The following is a 16887-nucleotide window of genomic DNA, read 5'->3' on the forward strand; positions in this document are numbered from 1 at the left end:
CCCATTTTAGGGTAAAAGGTTAAGCGTGGCGCTTAAAATTATCTAAAATAATACCCGTTGCCATCGCAACATTAAGCGATTCTGCTTGGCCATAAGCCGGAATGGTTATTTTATCAGTAACTACGCTTTCGCAATCAGTACGTATACCATGAGATTCACTGCCCATGAGTAATACGGCATCTTGCTTAAGAGCAGTTTTGTGGATGTTCTCACCTTCTAAAAATGCACCATACACAGGGAGCTTTAGGCTTGGTAAGTAACTGGTTAAATCAGTTTGTGAGACACACACGCGAGCAAATGAACCCATGGTTGCGCTAATAGTTTTCGGATTATAAGCATCCGCACTGTCTGTGCTGGTAACAATATGCTTAATACCATACCAATCAGCAACACGAATAATCGTGCCCAAATTCCCCGGATCCGACACGCCATCAAGGGCTAAAATAAGTCCTGATGTGGGTAATGCTTGCTGACTTGGCATATCAACAACAGCAATTGCGGCGTTGTTACTAACAAGTGTACTGGCTTTAGTTAGGCTGTCTTCATCTGCTTCAATGACTTTATGGGCTGCAAGCGCTGTTTGATGCGCAGCAATAAATGCAGGAGTCGCAAAAATATGAGCAATGCTTAAACCACTGTTAAGTAATTCAAGTACATTTTTTTCGCCTTGAACAAGGTACTGGTTATATTGCTTACGGTATTTCTTTTGACCTAATGCACGAATTAGTTTCAGTTGGTTTTTTGAAATCATAACAGCCTCATAAAATGATTCATTAGTATATCACCAAGGTCACAGATTCTGTACTCGAAAAACCAAGGGGAAAGTGCCAATTGCTTATTCAATCAGCACTTTTAAGAGACACTTGCCAATAAGAGGCATTAACTAATTTTCGTCAGCCACTCATTTAACCATGGCTCAGTTACAGGCCAAGGCTCAAAATCTTCACAGGCATCAATTTCTAAACGATGACCGACAGGTTTTGCCTGTAAATCACGAAACAGCACATCAAAACTGCGACCTGCACCACAGAACGTATCGCCATAGCTGCGGTCACCCATAGCAATAATGCCGTATTGCTTGCCTGTTAACAGTGGGAATTGATCATTTAATTGGCTATATAAAGCGATTAAGTTATCAGGAATATCGCCCTGACCCGTCGTTGAAGTGATCACTAAAATATGTGACGCAGCCAGCATGTCATCAACCGTGCCATTTTCAACTAATTGCGCTTGGTGCTCAGACTTTTCAATGACTTCAATAACTTGTTCGCTTAAACGCTCAGCACCGCCGTAAACACTGCCGACAAAAATACTAATGGTTGCCATAATAATCCTTTTCTTCTGTTGGCCAGCCAAGTTGCTGGCAAATCGTTAACATTGCATCGCCTAATGGCGCTCTAATTGTTATTGGTTGCTTGCTATAAGGGTGCACAAACTTTAATTCAGAGGCAAATAACATTAAACGACGAAGCTGAAAATGCTCTCTAAAAAATTGATTATGCTGATTATCACCATGATTTACATCACCAATAATTGGTAATGATAAATGTTTTAAATGACGACGAATTTGATGTTTGCGGCCAGTTTTTGGAAAACATTCCACCAGCGAGTAACGAACTGTTGGGTACTTACCAATTGGAATAGGTAAGCTTGCTTGGTGCAAGCAATGAAATTGCGTTTGTGCTTCTTGCGGTGCTTTATTTTGATCAGCAAACTTGTCGGCGATTTTATCAAGCTCTTCTTTTAAAGGTTTATCTAAGAAGATTGATTCGTTTAAAAAGCCTCTTACTAGAGCTAAATAACGCTTTTCAATTTGCCCATCAATAAATAACTGATTCATATCACGGGCTGCCTCTGAACTTAACGCAAACAATAATACGCCTGAGGTTGGTCTATCTAAACGATGTACAGGAAACACGTGTTGACCAATTTGGTCACGCAGCATTTGCATCGCAAATTGGGTTTCGTGTTTGTCTAAAAACGAACGGTGAACCAATAAACCGGATGGTTTATCAATCGCAATGTAATTTTCATCGCGGTACAGAATCGTTAACTCATCAAATTGTGGCTTAACACTCTCTTGCATCTTAGTCATCACTCAAAAGTTGATCGAGTTTTTGTAAAACGTTAATCACATCATTACCGCCGTTGTGTTGTGCCAACATCATTTCAGCCATAGGTGCAATTGCAAAATTACGGGGTAAAGGCTGAGCATGTGTGATTAAAGCATGCATTTTTTCAAGAAAAACAAATTGCAGCCATTGCTCAAAAGCCATAGTGTCATGACAAAACGGCACACTTGAGTTAAGTGCACTTGGGTCAATCGGTGTTGTTTGCCAAAGTGAATGGCGTTGTAATGTGGATTCTAATTCGCGCAGCAGCGCCAAAGTCTGTTGATGCATTGTAAAACTCTTAATACCTTTGTGCTTAGTATACCCTGTTCCAAGGCGCCATGGTATGGCGTATAATTCGCGGCTGATATAGATTAATTACGGTAATTGAGATTTTATGACTGAGCAGATCGCCACCTTAGGGCAACTTCTGGATGCAGCAGGTACCACTTGGCGTGCCTTCGATATTGGCAGACACATCACGAAATTAGACAAAAAACAATTTCTTGCCATTGAAGAAACAAAAATCCCTTACCCATACCCGCTTGCAGGTCATGCTTGGCTTGCTATTCAATTTTGGGATGTAAAAGCGTCTAAAGAACCTTATGTATGGTTTTTAAAATTCCCACTAGATGAGCAAAGCCGTCTTGTAAGCGCAAGCCGCGATCATTTCGCAAACATGGTAATTGAAGCGCTTGGTACAGAAATTACCGGTGAAAATGCCGAAGGCAAATTAGACAACAACCCGTATGTATTTACGCCAAACGCCAACAAGTTAGCGGCATTTAATGCACAGGTTAAATGTTTGCTTAAACAAAGTGCTTCACAGTATTACGAATATGCGCAGCTGTATTTTTCAGGCAAACTAGGATTTGATAATTGGCAAAGTGTTGCAGTACAAGGTATTGCAGACTTTGCGATGCGTTTAGATAACGACAACAATTTAGCAAATCTACAAGCCGCTTGGGGGCAATTACCAGTCGAAGTATTACAGCCGCTAAGTGCAATGCTTGAACATGTTGCAATCGAACCCGTGTTTGCAGAGCAATTGTTAGCCTATGGTTTAAAGGCGATAGAGCAAAAAGACGACATCGCCCTTGTAGCAGCCCTCAGAAGCTTATCAAAAACACCAGCACAAGGTTTAACTGCGCAACTTGTAGATGCTGTATTACGCTCTGATATGAACACCCAGTCAGATGTCCTATTAACAATTGCAGGGCGTTGTTTTAGCACGCTTGAAGACCCAGAACGCTTACATGTGTTTATGGATTGCTGTGCACACCACACTGAAATTGAACAACTGTTTGTGAGTATTTTCACCGATTTAGTTGCAATTCCTAGTATTCGCCCTCACCTACTAGGTTTATTAAGAAAAGAAAATCGTAGCGAAACTCTCGCTCGCGCAATTGGAAGGTTATTCTCGTAAATGGCAGGCTTGTGGACACTCATCATCATTGGCAGCATCATCTACTTTTTTTGGTTAAACAGAAAAGTAGCCGAAGCAGCTAATCTTCATGCACAAAGACAAATTGAGCAATTAAATGTGCAATTGATGAGTGTTGCTTGCAATAAACGCCGACTTGGTATTTTAAAAAGCGGCAAACCAGGTATCAAAAGCGAATTTATTTTTGAGTTTTCAAGTGATGGACAAAACGTGTATCAAGGCGTTTTGATCATGGAAAATGAATTACTTAAAAGTGTCGTAATACCGCCACATAAGATTTAAGTTGCGAGTTGCGAGTTGCGAGTTGCGAGTTATACAAGAATAATTGCAAGTGCGAGAAGTGTAATCTCCAGAAAGAACTAAGGCGTAGCTATTAGCCACGCCCCAATCTTGCTACTTCCATGATTAAGTATCCTTACTTATGCCGAAGCTGCCTTTTTATCTTTCCCCTGAACGGGTATACATCCGATACACCCACCATGCTACCTCATGTAACATTTAACACATCCTAGTGCCGTCCTCTTGCCGTCAATGGCTATCCACTTCGTTTTCCAAACGCTCCTTTAGCTTCCTGCTAAAATCATCCTTTGGTCAGTCCTTTTCAATCGCTCCGCGATTGTACTGCATCCTGGCAGTGTCCTCGTTCTTCCTTGCTTCCCTAGCTCTTGTCCCTTTGCTTCCTGCTAAGCATCTTGCTTTGTTGCCATAATCCTAATCCTTGGCATCAGTTCATTCATTGAACCTGCGTCTTCTTGACATGATTAAGTTTAGAGAAATGCGGGTATCTTGGTAGGCATAAAAAGTAATTTTTTCTAAGTCACAAAAATGACAAAAATAATAAATCCTTTAAAATCATTACAATAAGCAATTATGGGTACAAATTTAAAGGCATTAAACTGATAAAACGCACAGCAATGTGAGACTTATCGCACATTGCTATTTCCAAAACGTCCTTTGCTTAATTTGCAGCTTTGAACATCAAGTCACCTTCAACTTGGTTAAAGCTTAATGCTTTGAACACCTCAAACCCTTCAGAGCTAAAGAATTCACGCTGTTCAGAGCGGGTAACAAATACTGCTAAACCACTTGCTTGATTGCTTGACTCAACTAAATCATCAAGCCCTCGTAGCAGATATCTGCCTAAACCTTGCCCCTGAAAATGTGGGTCAACGGCTATAAAGGCTAAAAACAGATAATGGCCTTTGCTTGAAAGCGCTTCGCGAATAGTACGCTCTTTTTCTATAAGCTGATTGGTTTGCAAGTAACCTGCACTGAGCATCAGTTTTAAGCGCCAATGCCAGTATCGCTCAGCTTGTAATTCACTTGCCGAATCAAATACACAGGCAATGGCTTTTAACCTACTTTGTGAGTAAAGGCCTATAAGAGGCTGTTTTTCTTGCCAGAAACTTGCTAGCTCTTCACGCACTAAAGCACGTAATTTAGTTTCATATTTACTTGGGTTATCTGGTTGAAAACCTAACACGTTCTGAAGAACGGGATCATCATGATAGGCTTGATAAATAAGGCTTGCGGCAGTGCTGATATCTTCAGCACTCAGGTATTGCACACTTAAGGTTTCGGGTTCAGCAACTGTCAAAATACTCATCCTTTTATTTGTTTTATTATTTTCGTACTAGACTATAAGGTATATACCCAACGGTGATTAAAGACAAATTCAGCGTAAGTTAAACTGCGGTTCATCATCATTAAGTTCAAGCAGTAATAATTATCGCCATACACAAGGAGCAGAACTATGGATACGACAAAACATGATATTTCGACCCTATTTGCACAACTTGGTTTACCGAGCAAAGAAAGTGAAATAGATGCTTTTATAGCATCCCATCAACTGTCTGATACAACCCTATTGCAGGAAGCGCCTTTTTGGGATGAAGCTCAGCAACACTTTTTAGCAGAATCACTTGCAGAAGATGGTGCTTGGAGCGAGGTGATTGATGAATTAGACGCAAGGTTACGCCAGTAACGCCTGCGACCTAATTTACGAGCTTAAATAACATTCTTTTAGCTCGTAAATTAGGAAAGTAATTTCACTCCACATCTATTATTGCTACCATACGCGCGCACTGCAGCCCATATACTGCGGTGCTTTTTAGTCTTTATAAAAGAGTTTATACAAAAATGAATGCCGTTGTATTTGATGCAATTAAAACCCTTCTTGATGAAGGTAAAACCCCGACAGTTGCCTTAACTAAAAGTAAGCTAGCCCAACCAATGCCGATGCCTGTGATCATCGCTGCGGTTAGCCAATATAAAAACAATCCGGATTCAATTAATAATTTCATCAATAACCCGTCAAATGAACAACTGAGTACACCAAAAGAAAGTCAATTGGATCGTATTGAAGCAAAATTAGATAGATTATTAGCACTGCTTGAGAAAAAATAATGTTTGTTGTCGATCTGACTTTTGATTGCTACCAAGATACTACCCTAGAGCTTGCTGAACAGGCGATAAACCGCCTAGTGAATGCGCTTCGTTTTAACGGCCAAATTATTGGTGATGAATTTCCAACGGTTTTAAAAGATGGATTTTTCATTACTCGTGTAATGTGCCCAACCGAAGATGCGATGCATCCGCTCAACCATAGCCCGTTTGTAAAACATAGCATTGAGCAATTAAACACTGCAGGCTTACTGGCACCAAAAGTTAAAGTGGTCGGCCAAGACATTCACTCAAATGGCGCAGACATGTGTCATGATCCGTCATGCTATATTTTGTATACCACGTACGTGCACACCTGTAGCCCGCTTTATTGTGGTGATGACTTTTTGCCTGTACCGTTATTTCGCATTCCAGCAATTGCCAATGGCGATTACAAAACACTCATTAAATGGCAAGAAGACTGGCAAGCGTGCGATCAAATTCAGATCAATGGTGCAACCCGTTGTGAATTTCCTGCGCTTGAAGAGCTAACTAGCATCAAGAGTGACTTATACCGCCGTGGTCGTGATATCACGAAACGTATTAGTTTTCTAACCAAGAAGCCGGTTTATTACTATTTATACCGTGTAGGCGGCGTTGACAAAGAGTCAGAGCTTAAACGTCGCTGCCCAAGCTGCGATGGCGAGTGGAAATTACCAGAGCCATGGTTTGGCTTATTTGATTTTCGTTGCGAGCCCTGTGGCATTGTTTCGAATATCTCGTGGGACTTTCAATAACCTAATAAAGGTAATAACCAGATACACAAAAGGGGCAACCGCCCCTTTTTACTTATTGAATTTACACCGTTACTTTGTCTAAAAACTCACTGATGCTATTCGCTAGCACATGATGTGGTTTTTTACCCACATACTCTAAGCAAACCTCACCGCTTTCGACTAATACAGTGATCAGTAGATCATCTTGCTCTGTAAGACCAATAAATACGGTTTCTGGCTGCTTTAGCTTGCGCTTCATTAACACGTGACCGGTAATATTTTGCTGTAAGCGGCTAAAATCATCTTCATTCCATGCTTGTAGCAGTTCAATGTGATGATCATCAATACTCAATAACAAATTACCCGCATAGACATGACCAAACAATGGGCTTAAATCTTCAGGAAACGATAACTCTAGTGCCTTGGCTAAGTCTTCTAAACTGCCAGCAGGTTGTTGTGGGGTTGCACACCACTGAATAAGCCCCTGCTCATCTACTTCGCCCTGCTCACATGGACTTGGCCATGCTGTATCATGTTCAATAACAGGAAGCTTTCCTGTGCGTTCGAGGCATTTTTCACTAAATGCTTGATGTAACTTATCTAGTTTTGTAGAAACAGACATACTGCGAAACTCATTGGCTTTAGGTATAATGCCGCCATTGTAACTACAAAAGTGTAAAGATGACAGATTACAGCAACTCACCCGAACTAAAAAACAGTGTTCTTGGTAAAAGCACAGAGTATGTAGATACCTACACACCCAGTTTACTGTTTCCTATTGCCCGTAAATTAAACCGTGATGCATTAGGTGTTAGCGAAGATAACTTACCGTTTAAAGGGCAAGATATTTGGACTGGCTATGAATTATCGTGGCTAAATAGCAAGGGTAAGCCAATGGTCGCTGTGGCAACGTTTGTATTTCCTTGTCAGAGCAGCCATATCATTGAGTCTAAGTCATTCAAACTGTACCTAAATAGCTTTAATCAAACACGTTTTGAGACGCTAGATGGCGTACATCAAGCGCTTAGCAAAGACTTGTCAGATGCAGTTAATGCACCGGTAGTCGTTACTTTATACCAAGCAGATGATTTCAATTGTTTGCCATTTTCATCGTTACCGGGCGAATGTATTGATGATCTGGATATCGAAATCACCAGCTATGATATTGATGCAAGCTCACTTCGCCATAATGGTGATGAGATTGTCTCAGAAACCCTACACAGTCACTTACTAAAATCGAACTGTTTGATCACCTCACAGCCTGATTGGGCGAGTGTGATTATTCGTTATAAAGGCCAAGCGATTTGCCATGAAGCCTTATTAAAATATTTAATTTCATTTAGAACTCATAACGAATTTCATGAGCAATGTGTAGAGCGTATTTACTGCGATTTAATGCAGCAGTTAAACCTCGAAGAGTTAGAAGTGTATGCCCGTTATACACGCCGTGGTGGTTTAGATATCAACCCTTATCGCTCAACGAATCAAGATGAAACACCCTTCAAGGTAAAAATTAATCGCCAATAACTTTGGTGACAATAAAAAACCGAGTTGTGAACTCGGTTTTTTATTGTCTGAAGATTCGTTACAGATAATTACTCGTCTTTAAAAATACCCACATACGTTGGTGATGTATTTGATTTACTCGCACGGTACATACCTGCGGTGTTAAACGGCAAGCTGATGTTACCTTTAGCATCAATGATGATCACACCGCCTGTGCCACCTATAGGCATTAATACATCGTGGATCACTTCGTTCCCCGCTTCCACAATGGTTTTACCTTGGTATTTTACGCGAGCACAAATATCAGCTGCCACATTGTAGCGAATAAAGTACTCGCCATGGCCTGTCGCAGATACTGCACATGATTCGTTTTCAGCAAAGGTCCCCGCACCAATCACTGGTGAATCGCCCACACGGCCAAAACGTTTTGCTGTCATGCCACCTGTAGAGGTACCTGCTGCGATATTACCGTTTTTATCAAGTGCAACTGCACCGACAGTGCCCATTTTGTAATTAACTGGCAGGGCTTTGTGTGCAGCTTGGTAGTCTTTGCTAGTTACTTTTTGTTTATCGAGCTTTTCTTTTGCTTCTAATAACGCTTTGTAGCGATTTTCAGTATCGAAAAGATTGTTTTCAACCAGCGGCATACCTTGAGTTTTTGCAAACTCTTCAGCACCTTGGCCGCTGAGCATAACATGCACTGATTTTTCCATCACTAAGCGCGCCAAGTTAATTGGGTTTTCAATGTGTTTAACCCCAGCAACAGCTCCTGCTTGGCGTGTACGACCATCCATAATCGATGCGTCAAGCTCATGTGCACCGTCATAAGTATATACAGCACCGCGACCAGCGTTGAAATACGGCGAGTTCTCAAGCACATTAATTGCCGCAGTAATGGCATCTAGGCTCTCACCGCCTTTTTCGAGCACAGCATAGCCTGTTTCAACGGCTTCTTTTAGTTTTGCACGGTAAGCTTTTTCTTGCTCTGGCGTGAAGCGGCTTTTTTCAATTGTTCCAGCACCACCATGAATAGCAATAGCGAAAGGTTGATCACTACTATGGCTGAAAGTACTAAATGATAATGCGCTAAGGGCAATGGCTGAGGTGAGTAATGTTTTTAACATAGGGGCACTTATATTTATTTTATTTTAGTTTGTAAGCCCAATGTGAATAATTCGTCGCTGGTTTTCAAGCTTTAACAGACGAAAGAAACAAAAAAAGCGCCTAATGGCGCTTTTTTTCAGCAGTTTAAAATTAAGCTTGAGCTGCTTTTAAACGTGCTAAACGTGCTACTTGGTGAGTAGACGTTAAGAAAGAGTAGATTGGTGCTAAATAGCCACGCTTACGAAGGTCTAAGAACTCTTCATCACTTAGTGAGTTAAGTTTTTTCTCGTCAACAAGGTAGATACCGTTGATGTCTTTTTTCTCACCTTTGATTTCTACAGTTAGCGTTTGAGCTACTAGTAGCTCTTTGTCTGCAAGGTACTTAGTGAATGCTTCAGTTACCTGAGAGAACTCGATGAAAGAAACAAGTGCTTCTTTACGACGCTTAAGGTATTCAGTTTCTTCACCGTTTTCGAAAAGTGCATTACCTGTTTCTTCGCTTACAAGTGGGCTTGCTTCGTCGATTACGATACCAAATTGGTCAGCTTCTGGATGCTTAACAAGACCAAGTGGGTAACGAGTCATAGACATAGGCGCAAATGCTGCTGTCCATTTGCCGTCTTGAATGAAAAGGTTTTCGCCTGGCTCTAGACCAAATAAAGCAACTGCTTGGAATTTACCTGATTCGTTGTTTTTAACAAATGCCATTGGGAATTCATTTGCGATACGTGCAAATTCGTGTGCAACCACAGGTACTAAATGCTGAGTTTTCATGAACTCAATGTTGATGCCATTTTGAATTTTAGTGTTGGCATGTTTTTCGTTATGTAAAGGCTGTACTTGTTGCTCCGCCATGATACTGCTCCGTTAATTTTATAATATGTTTTTGCTGTTAGTGCCCAAAGCCTATAGGTTTTGGCAACAAAAAGGAAGTGAAAATTTTGTGGCAGTTTGTACATTATAAATTAACAAATTTACCCATGTTGCTAATTAACCTTAAGTGATGAAAAAACAAGCTGCGATCAAGTAAATATTATCACGCATAAGCCACTATTTTTGTTAGTATATTCAACAAACACGGAATGACTGAGGCAAATAATGGAAGGCTATCGATTAAATAAAGACTATAAAGTAAGCCAAGTATTTATTGGTGAAATTAATGAAACCGTTATTATTGTTGATGACTTTTTGCACAACCTTGAGCCAGTTTATCAATTTGCCTCAGAGACAGCCTACTTCCAGCCTTTTGGCAGCGATGGCACACTCTACCCAGGCAAACGAGATGAAATGCCTGCGCCCTACTACCGAGCTTTTGAGCAGCTAGTTAAAGAACTTTTAGAGCAAGGGATCATTACTAGCGGCGAAAATAATTTATATCTTCACCGCTGTAAACTTTCATTAGTGACTCAAAATGCGGATGAATTAAATACCTTGCAGCGTATGCCACATATTGATTCAACGGATGATAAAACATTTGCAGCAGTGCATTATTTGTCAGACAAAGAATGGGGTGGCACAGGCATATATAAATACCTACCTGAGAACATTATTAAAGTGACGGCTGATAACCAAAATAGCGTACATAACATGATTGCTGATACAGAAAAACACAGCGCAACTCATCCAGGCTATTTAAATGAAACAACAGCGCTTTTTGAAAAAGTGGTGGATATTGAAGCGAAGATCAATAGGCTCGTAATTTATAAGAGCAACCTATTGCATAGCGCAGCTCTTTTAAATCACAAAAAGTACTGTAATGATTTAAATAACAGTCGTTTATCTATCTCCTCATTTTTTAGAATCGACTGAGTTGGCTAATACGTATTAGCCAGCTCAGTTAATAAAATTAGTACTTCTGTAAGCCAAATTTCTTTATTTTATCTAACAGTTCTCTGTGCTTAGGTAGCTCGCTTAATAGCTGATTGACGCGCTGCTGTTTAAATTCAGCAACTTGTTGATTGTCGCTCTGCTTAGATTGCTGTTTGCCAGGTACATAATGCATACCAAACAGTACGTATAAGTAGTTTTCTAAGTCGAACAAATCGAACTTACTGGCAAAGTCTTCGCGTACCGGTGTAAAGCGCTGCCAGCGTGCTAGGTTATTTTTTAGTTTTTCTGATAACTGGTCGGTTTTTTTGTTATCACGCCAAAAAGCCGAATCAGTTCTATCCGAAATACAGTAATGCATTTTTATAAAATCAAACGTTTGTTGCCATACATAATTCACCTGCTGATTGTATTCATCAGCAACTAAGTTAATGTCCTCTCGGGTACGCGGAAAACGTTTAGCTAATAACCCCGCAGAAAAGTCTGCAATTAAGATGGCAGTTGCTTCAAGAGGCTCAACAAAGCCTTGCGACAACCCGATAGCCACACAGTTTTTGTGCCACATTTTTTCTCTGTGCCCTACTTTCATCGGGATCTTTCGTGGCGTTAAGTGCTCAAATTTATTACCTAAATAATGATGCAATTTAGCGTTTGCTTGCTCATCGCTCATATACTTAGATGAATAAACAAACCCCACTCCTCTTCGCTCTGTGAGCGCAATATCCCAGATCCAACCAGCTTGGTGTGCCGTAGCAATAGTATAAGGTGGTATTTCATCATCGCTTTGTGTCGGTACTTGCAATGTGATTGCAGTATCAGTTAATAAACTAGCTGACTTATCAACAAAGCCCACCCCTAGTTTTTGCCCAATAAAGGCAGCCGAAAAACCGGAGCAATCAATAATAAAGTCAAATTCTAAGGCGTTAGCTTCTGAGTCGATTAGATGTGTAATAAAACCTTGCTCATCAAAGCTAACATCCCTTATTTCTGCAAGCAGGTGTTTAACAGCAAAATGTTGCGTGGCATGGCTTCCTAAGAAAGCAGCAAACTTTTTAGCATCAAAATGATAGGCATAGCCATTGATACCTGCATATTGCGGTGTCGAAATTGTTTTCGGTGCTAGGTTATTTTCACAACACGCATGTTGCTTAGAAACAAAGTCTGCGTAATCATTACCGTTACCCTCAGCAAGCCACTGCTGCGTTAACTCCTCACCGAATATATGTGGGTGATCAAATAAATGATGGTAAAAGTTAGCACCATGTTTGTGTTTATCTAGCCAATTTACAAACTTGATTGACTGCTTAAAAGTAACATCACATTCATTGATAAAGTCACTTTCACTGATACCAAACTTTTGCAAAGAGTTGCGCATCGAAGGAACAGTACCTTCACCGACACCTATGCTGGCAATATTAGGTGACTCGATTAATGTGATCTCAATACCGCTTTGCAAAAGCGCATGGCCTAAATGGTTTGCAGCTAACCAACCAGCTGTTCCGCCACCAACAATTGCGATTTTTTTTATCATTTTCACTCGCCCACTTTTTACTCACAAAAAAGCCCAGTGCGAGCTGGGCTTTCTTAATTTCGTTATCTAAATCAAATTAGAAACGTAGTGATACACCTAGCTTGTAGCGTGCTTCACCTTCAAAGCTCCATGCTGGGTAGCCGTTACGAAGCTCAGGTTTAACATCTGCATCACCTGAGGCAGTACCAATTTGAATACTGTCTTCTTCAGTAATGTTAACCGCTTCAAATGTTAAGTCTAGATAGTCTGTTACTGAATACTTAGCCGTTAGGTCAAGTGTACCGTAGTCTTGATGCTCACGGTTACCATAGAAACCTGGTGCTTCACGAACCATGTACTCTGAACGCCAGTTATATGCTAAACGTACGCTGTAGAAATCAGCCTCATAGTAACCAACTAAGTTAACCGTATGCTCTGAAGAGTCAGAGAATAATTCAATACGGTCAGGGAAGTTTTCTGCAGGAGCTTCTGAATCGACGTAAGTATAATTAGCTTGGTAGCCGAAACCATTGTCAAAACCATCTTGAATTTGTAGCTCGATACCTTTAATCTCACCACCTGAGCCCGTCCCCTTAGAAGCTACTGTCCAGTCATCCTTTCCAGTGTTAGGGTCTGTTATACCAATACTTTGATTAGTCACTTCATCTACCTTAGTAAATGATGAGATATCTTTGATGAAGTAAGTAGCACTAACCATGCCGTCACCATCAAAGTAGTATTCAATACCAAAATCAGCTTGTGTTGCTTTGAATGGCTCCAGACCGATATTACCAGTAGTGATAACTTCATTACCATCTACATCATCTTCATAACCCGCTAATGATGAAGATGCAAACATGTCAGTGTAGTTAGCACGTGACATTACTTGCGCTGCTGAGAAACGTAGAATCATATCTTCAGTTAAATCAAATGCCACGTTAACACTTGGTAATACTTCGCTGTAATCAGCTTTATCAGTGCTTAGGCTGTTTGCGTAGTTACCATTCGCATCTAGTGCGAAGTAATCAGATGATGCATCTGTAGAGGTATAACGTAGGCCAAAGTTACCACGTATGCCTTCAGCAGAAAAATCAGCCATTGCGTAAAGTGAAAAATTTTCTTCATTTACTGTACCATAGCCAGCCTTATAAGCGATTGATGTATTATCAAAGCTAGTAATCGCTGCGTAACCATCAGAGAGCATTTGATCAAGGTTAGGTTTAGGTATAGTGAAACCCGCCCCTGAGGATACTGTGCCTGAATAATAATGAGATGCATCGTATGCCGCGATTGAGTCTACTAAATTCGCAGTATAAGTCTCTTGTTTAACGTCGTGATCTGCCCAACGGAAACCTGTTTTGATTGCAGTAATTGCACCAAAATCAACAGGGAATGTTAAATCAAACTGTGCGTATGTTTCTTCATCAGAGTTAGGTTGCTTTTTGAGTGCCCAACCAGCTGAAGATAGTTGTCCTTGGAAGTCATCAGCAGTGAACGACTTATTCGCAATATCAATATCAATTACGTCACCTGTCGCATCGTATGTGCCCGCATAGTCTGCAGGAGTACCTAACCAAAAACCATAGTTCGCAGTGAGGTCCGTACCACCTTCTGATTGTGTGTTACCAACTCGGCCTTTAAGCTCAAAATTATCACCAGCGTATTTGAATTCAAAATCAACCGTATCCGAAGTCATTGAACCTGCACGAGCCCACGTTTGTGCCCAGCCTGGGTTTGCACCTTCACCTGAACGACGGTAGAAAGTACACGTACCGTCTAAATTAACTTGTTCACAAGCTGCATCTTTATCGTCAGGGAATATTAAAAATAGAGAAGTATTTGCGTTATCAGCTGAAAGATCTAGGCTCATAACATTAAGACCTAGCTCTAAACTATCAGTTGGGCGATATTGGAAAACTGCATTGATAGCAGTACGTTCACGTTGTTGTTGGAATGTAGAAGGAACAATGTCACCCCAACCTACTAAAGATTCAATACCATTGCGCTGATAATTTGTTTCAGAAAATGCTGCAGAGACTAGTGCACCAAAGGTTTCTTCATCATTTTTCCAGCTATAAAGACCAGAGATTTCAGGATCTGTTTCTTCAGAGATCGTGCCGTAGTCAGCTTTCACACTTCCAAAAAGGGTATTCGCGTCAAGATCTAAAGGCTTACGAGTGTTTACGATTACCGTACCACCGATACCACCTTCGACAAGGTTTGCCTGAGATGATTTATAAACCTCAATACCACCAACCATTTCTGGTGGAAGTAATGTGTAGTTGAAGCTACGGTCGATTGACTGTTGGTCATACCAACCTGTTGAAGCGACTGAGTGCCCATTCAGTAAAGTACGCGTTAACTGTGCAGATGCACCTCGAATAGACACTTGTTGACCCTGACCAAATGCGCGGTTAACAGCAATACCTGAAATACGGCCAAGCGCTTCACCTACATCGCTATCAGGAAACTTACCGACATCTTCTGCAGATACAGCATCGACAACGCTGTCAGCAAAGCGCTTAGTATTCATTGAAGCTTCAAGTGAACGGCGAATACCGCGAACCTCAATTACTTCAACATCTTCTTGAACTTTAGTTTCATCTGCTGCGTATGCAGCGCCAGTGAACCCAGCACTCATTACGAGGCCGATATTAACTGCTAATAAGCTTTTCTTAAAATTTTTAGCTAACACAGGATTCCCCTTGAATCATTTTGTTGGTTTTTTATATCACTTCTGCCCAGTGATGATGACAACGCTGTCATCTAGTAACAAACCATACACTCTAAATTACATTTGTGCTACATCTTTTTGGTTAATTTGTGCAAAAAATTTACAATGAAATAATCAAGTTATTGATATAACTAATATTTAATATTGAGTTTTTAAGAATTGTTACAAATAAACGGCGCAAATATAGCATGAGTGATATTGCAGATGAAAAGACCAAAAGGATGGGTTTTTGAAATTAGCTAAAAATTACATGTATTTTTGTAAGCTTTAGTTTCCATTGGGCATTTATTAATCATAACTAAAAGTTATATAAAACCTGTTATCTAACAATAAATTAGCTTAAAAAACTAACGTGTTTCTAAAAGCGCGCTGTCATGTACAAATTATTTTTAACTTTTTCTGGGCAGAATGAGTTAAAGGGAACATTGAGAATAACAATCAATAACAATGACAGCGTTGTCATTTTTAATTATATAGAGCCCTTTTGTACTTGTCTAACACTTTATCGGCTATTTAAAGAAAGTGTATTTATTCAATACTGTTTGTTATACCAATTCGCTTAATTAAGTGATCTATTTTGAGGCAATAAAACCTCGTTGATAACAAGGCAAAAATTTCGTTATTTAGTTGTTCTAAATCAGAAATTTTTAACGCCGTTAGCGACAGGTTTAATCCCTCAAAATGATTAAGTATTATTGCGGATTGGTATTCAAGGTGAGTATTTAAAAACAAAAAAGCGAGCATAATAGCTCGCTTTTGGCATAGAGTTTTATTGGGCGATTAAGGTGCCCAATAAACTTCAATATTGATATGTGGGTGATTCAATACTGCACGTAAAGGCATGTCAGCAACTGCACCGCCCTCTTTCGCTTGCTTGTAAACAGCGAGTTTTTCTTCACCACTAATTAAAAGCTTCACAACTTTAGAATCTGCAATCGCAGCTAAAGTTAACGTCATACGCTCAGTGATTTTACCTGTTACATCGCTTTCAATAGCGTTAATTGCACATACTAAATCATCTGTCGCAAGACCGTGTTCAAGACCTTCGGCATGAGGGAAAAGAGAAGCCGTATGACCATCAGGGCCCATGCCTAAAATCGTCACATCAAAAGGACGCTTTAATGCTTTGTATGCAGCTTCACATTCAGCTACACCGTTTTGCGCCGTTAATGCGTCATTTTTCATTGTCACGAAATTAGCAGCTGCGCCATGGTTTTGTAATAGCGTGCTTTTGATAAATGCTTCATTACTTTTTTCATGATCAGCATCAACCCAACGCTCATCAACCATAGCAACATCAATGCTAGCCCAATCAAGTTCAAGGTTTGATAAGTGCTTATAAGCAGGTGCTGGCGATGAGCCACCCGATACCATCAATACCGCACGGCCATCTTCTTTAATACCAGCAACAAGGCTTTGTTCAAGGCTTGAAGAAAGTTCAGCTGTTAATTCGTCTTTGTTTGCAAAGAATTTTTCAACAATTGTTGCCATCT

The 16887-nt window shown here is 40.3% G+C and carries 18 protein-coding genes; 7 read left to right on the forward strand and 11 right to left on the reverse strand.

Going from position 1 to position 16887, the window contains the following annotated elements; all coding sequences use genetic code 11:
* Positions 1–19: 19 nt before the first annotated feature.
* From L1266_RS11930 to L1266_RS11945, 4 genes are all read right to left on the reverse strand, one after another.
* A complete protein-coding gene (locus L1266_RS11930) occupies positions 20–751 on the reverse strand; it encodes a TrmH family RNA methyltransferase (protein WP_235377589.1) in 732 nt (243 codons plus the stop codon).
* Positions 752–879: 128 nt separating this feature from the next.
* A complete protein-coding gene (locus L1266_RS11935; protein WP_235377590.1) occupies positions 880–1326 on the reverse strand; it encodes a flavodoxin in 447 nt (148 codons plus the stop codon).
* Positions 1313–2086 carry a tRNA pseudouridine(65) synthase TruC gene (gene truC, locus L1266_RS11940; protein ID WP_063527466.1) on the reverse strand — a complete coding sequence of 258 codons (774 nt, stop codon included), beginning with the start codon at positions 2084–2086 and terminating at the stop codon, positions 1313–1315. The genes L1266_RS11935 and truC overlap by 14 nt, the downstream gene beginning before the upstream one ends.
* Before the next feature lies 1 nt (position 2087).
* Complete coding sequence (locus tag L1266_RS11945) at positions 2088–2402, reverse strand: YqcC family protein (RefSeq protein WP_235377591.1); 315 nt, start codon at positions 2400–2402, stop codon at positions 2088–2090.
* Positions 2403–2508: 106 nt separating this feature from the next.
* Here L1266_RS11945 and L1266_RS11950 point away from each other — a divergent pair, with 106 nt between their 5' ends.
* Both L1266_RS11950 and L1266_RS11955 read left to right on the forward strand, forming a co-directional pair.
* Positions 2509–3537 carry a DUF3549 family protein gene (locus L1266_RS11950; protein WP_138617764.1) on the forward strand — a complete coding sequence of 343 codons (1029 nt, stop codon included), beginning with the start codon at positions 2509–2511 and terminating at the stop codon, positions 3535–3537.
* Positions 3538–3837, forward strand: a complete 300-nt coding sequence (locus tag L1266_RS11955; protein ID WP_054553721.1) for a DUF3301 domain-containing protein — start codon at positions 3538–3540, stop codon at positions 3835–3837.
* A gap of 676 nt (positions 3838–4513) precedes the next feature.
* Here L1266_RS11955 and L1266_RS11960 read toward each other — a convergent pair.
* Complete coding sequence (locus tag L1266_RS11960) at positions 4514–5161, reverse strand: GNAT family N-acetyltransferase (RefSeq protein WP_209327119.1); 648 nt, start codon at positions 5159–5161, stop codon at positions 4514–4516.
* 147 nt (positions 5162–5308) lie between these two features.
* On the opposite strand from L1266_RS11960, the gene L1266_RS11965 reads away from it, so the two are divergent.
* The 3 genes from L1266_RS11965 to L1266_RS11975 all read left to right on the forward strand — a co-directional run bounded on the left by L1266_RS11965 (position 5309) and on the right by L1266_RS11975 (position 6734).
* Positions 5309–5539 (forward strand): DUF2789 domain-containing protein, encoded by a 231-nt coding sequence (locus tag L1266_RS11965; protein WP_036969581.1) that lies wholly within the window; start codon positions 5309–5311, stop codon positions 5537–5539.
* A gap of 155 nt (positions 5540–5694) precedes the next feature.
* Positions 5695–5961, forward strand: coding sequence for a hypothetical protein (locus L1266_RS11970; RefSeq protein ID WP_055021916.1), 267 nt, complete (start codon positions 5695–5697; stop codon positions 5959–5961).
* On the forward strand, positions 5961–6734 hold the full coding sequence (locus L1266_RS11975) for a Zn-ribbon-containing protein (protein ID WP_054553724.1): 774 nt from the start codon (positions 5961–5963) through the stop codon (positions 6732–6734). Before L1266_RS11970 ends, L1266_RS11975 begins: the two co-directional genes overlap by 1 nt.
* Before the next feature lie 61 nt (positions 6735–6795).
* Here L1266_RS11975 and syd read toward each other — a convergent pair whose 3' ends face one another.
* Positions 6796–7335: a SecY-interacting protein gene (gene syd, locus L1266_RS11980; RefSeq protein WP_166341495.1), complete on the reverse strand. Its 540-nt coding sequence runs from the start codon at positions 7333–7335 to the stop codon at positions 6796–6798.
* A gap of 59 nt (positions 7336–7394) precedes the next feature.
* On the opposite strand from syd, the gene queF reads away from it, so the two are divergent.
* Positions 7395–8240: an NADPH-dependent 7-cyano-7-deazaguanine reductase QueF gene (queF, locus tag L1266_RS11985; protein ID WP_166341497.1), complete on the forward strand. Its 846-nt coding sequence runs from the start codon at positions 7395–7397 to the stop codon at positions 8238–8240.
* A 68-nt stretch (positions 8241–8308) separates the two neighbouring features.
* Here queF and L1266_RS11990 read toward each other — a convergent pair whose 3' ends face one another.
* Positions 8309–9343, reverse strand: coding sequence for an isoaspartyl peptidase/L-asparaginase family protein (locus L1266_RS11990; protein ID WP_235377592.1), 1035 nt, complete (start codon positions 9341–9343; stop codon positions 8309–8311).
* Positions 9344–9473: 130 nt separating this feature from the next.
* Positions 9474–10178 (reverse strand): SapC family protein, encoded by a 705-nt coding sequence (locus tag L1266_RS11995; protein WP_054553727.1) that lies wholly within the window; start codon positions 10176–10178, stop codon positions 9474–9476.
* 243 nt (positions 10179–10421) lie between these two features.
* On the opposite strand from L1266_RS11995, the gene L1266_RS12000 reads away from it, so the two are divergent.
* Positions 10422–11132 carry a DUF6445 family protein gene (locus tag L1266_RS12000; protein WP_235377593.1) on the forward strand — a complete coding sequence of 237 codons (711 nt, stop codon included), beginning with the start codon at positions 10422–10424 and terminating at the stop codon, positions 11130–11132.
* A gap of 37 nt (positions 11133–11169) precedes the next feature.
* Here the strand turns inward: L1266_RS12000 and L1266_RS12005 are convergent, their stop codons facing one another.
* The 3 genes from L1266_RS12005 to pgl form a co-directional block, all read right to left on the reverse strand.
* The gene (locus tag L1266_RS12005; protein WP_166341503.1) at positions 11170–12681 is read right to left on the reverse strand and encodes a tryptophan halogenase family protein; all 1512 of its coding nucleotides are present in this window, start codon (positions 12679–12681) and stop codon (positions 11170–11172) included.
* A gap of 76 nt (positions 12682–12757) precedes the next feature.
* Positions 12758–15355: a TonB-dependent receptor gene (locus tag L1266_RS12010; protein ID WP_235377594.1), complete on the reverse strand. Its 2598-nt coding sequence runs from the start codon at positions 15353–15355 to the stop codon at positions 12758–12760.
* Between the two features lie 819 nt (positions 15356–16174).
* Positions 16175–16885: a 6-phosphogluconolactonase gene (pgl, locus tag L1266_RS12015; protein ID WP_235377595.1), complete on the reverse strand. Its 711-nt coding sequence runs from the start codon at positions 16883–16885 to the stop codon at positions 16175–16177.
* Between the last annotated feature and the right edge of the window lie 2 nt (positions 16886–16887).

The sequence above is a fragment of the Pseudoalteromonas sp. Cn5-37 genome (genome assembly GCF_021532495.1).
GTDB classification, from domain to species: Bacteria; Pseudomonadota; Gammaproteobacteria; order Enterobacterales; family Alteromonadaceae; genus Pseudoalteromonas; species Pseudoalteromonas simplex.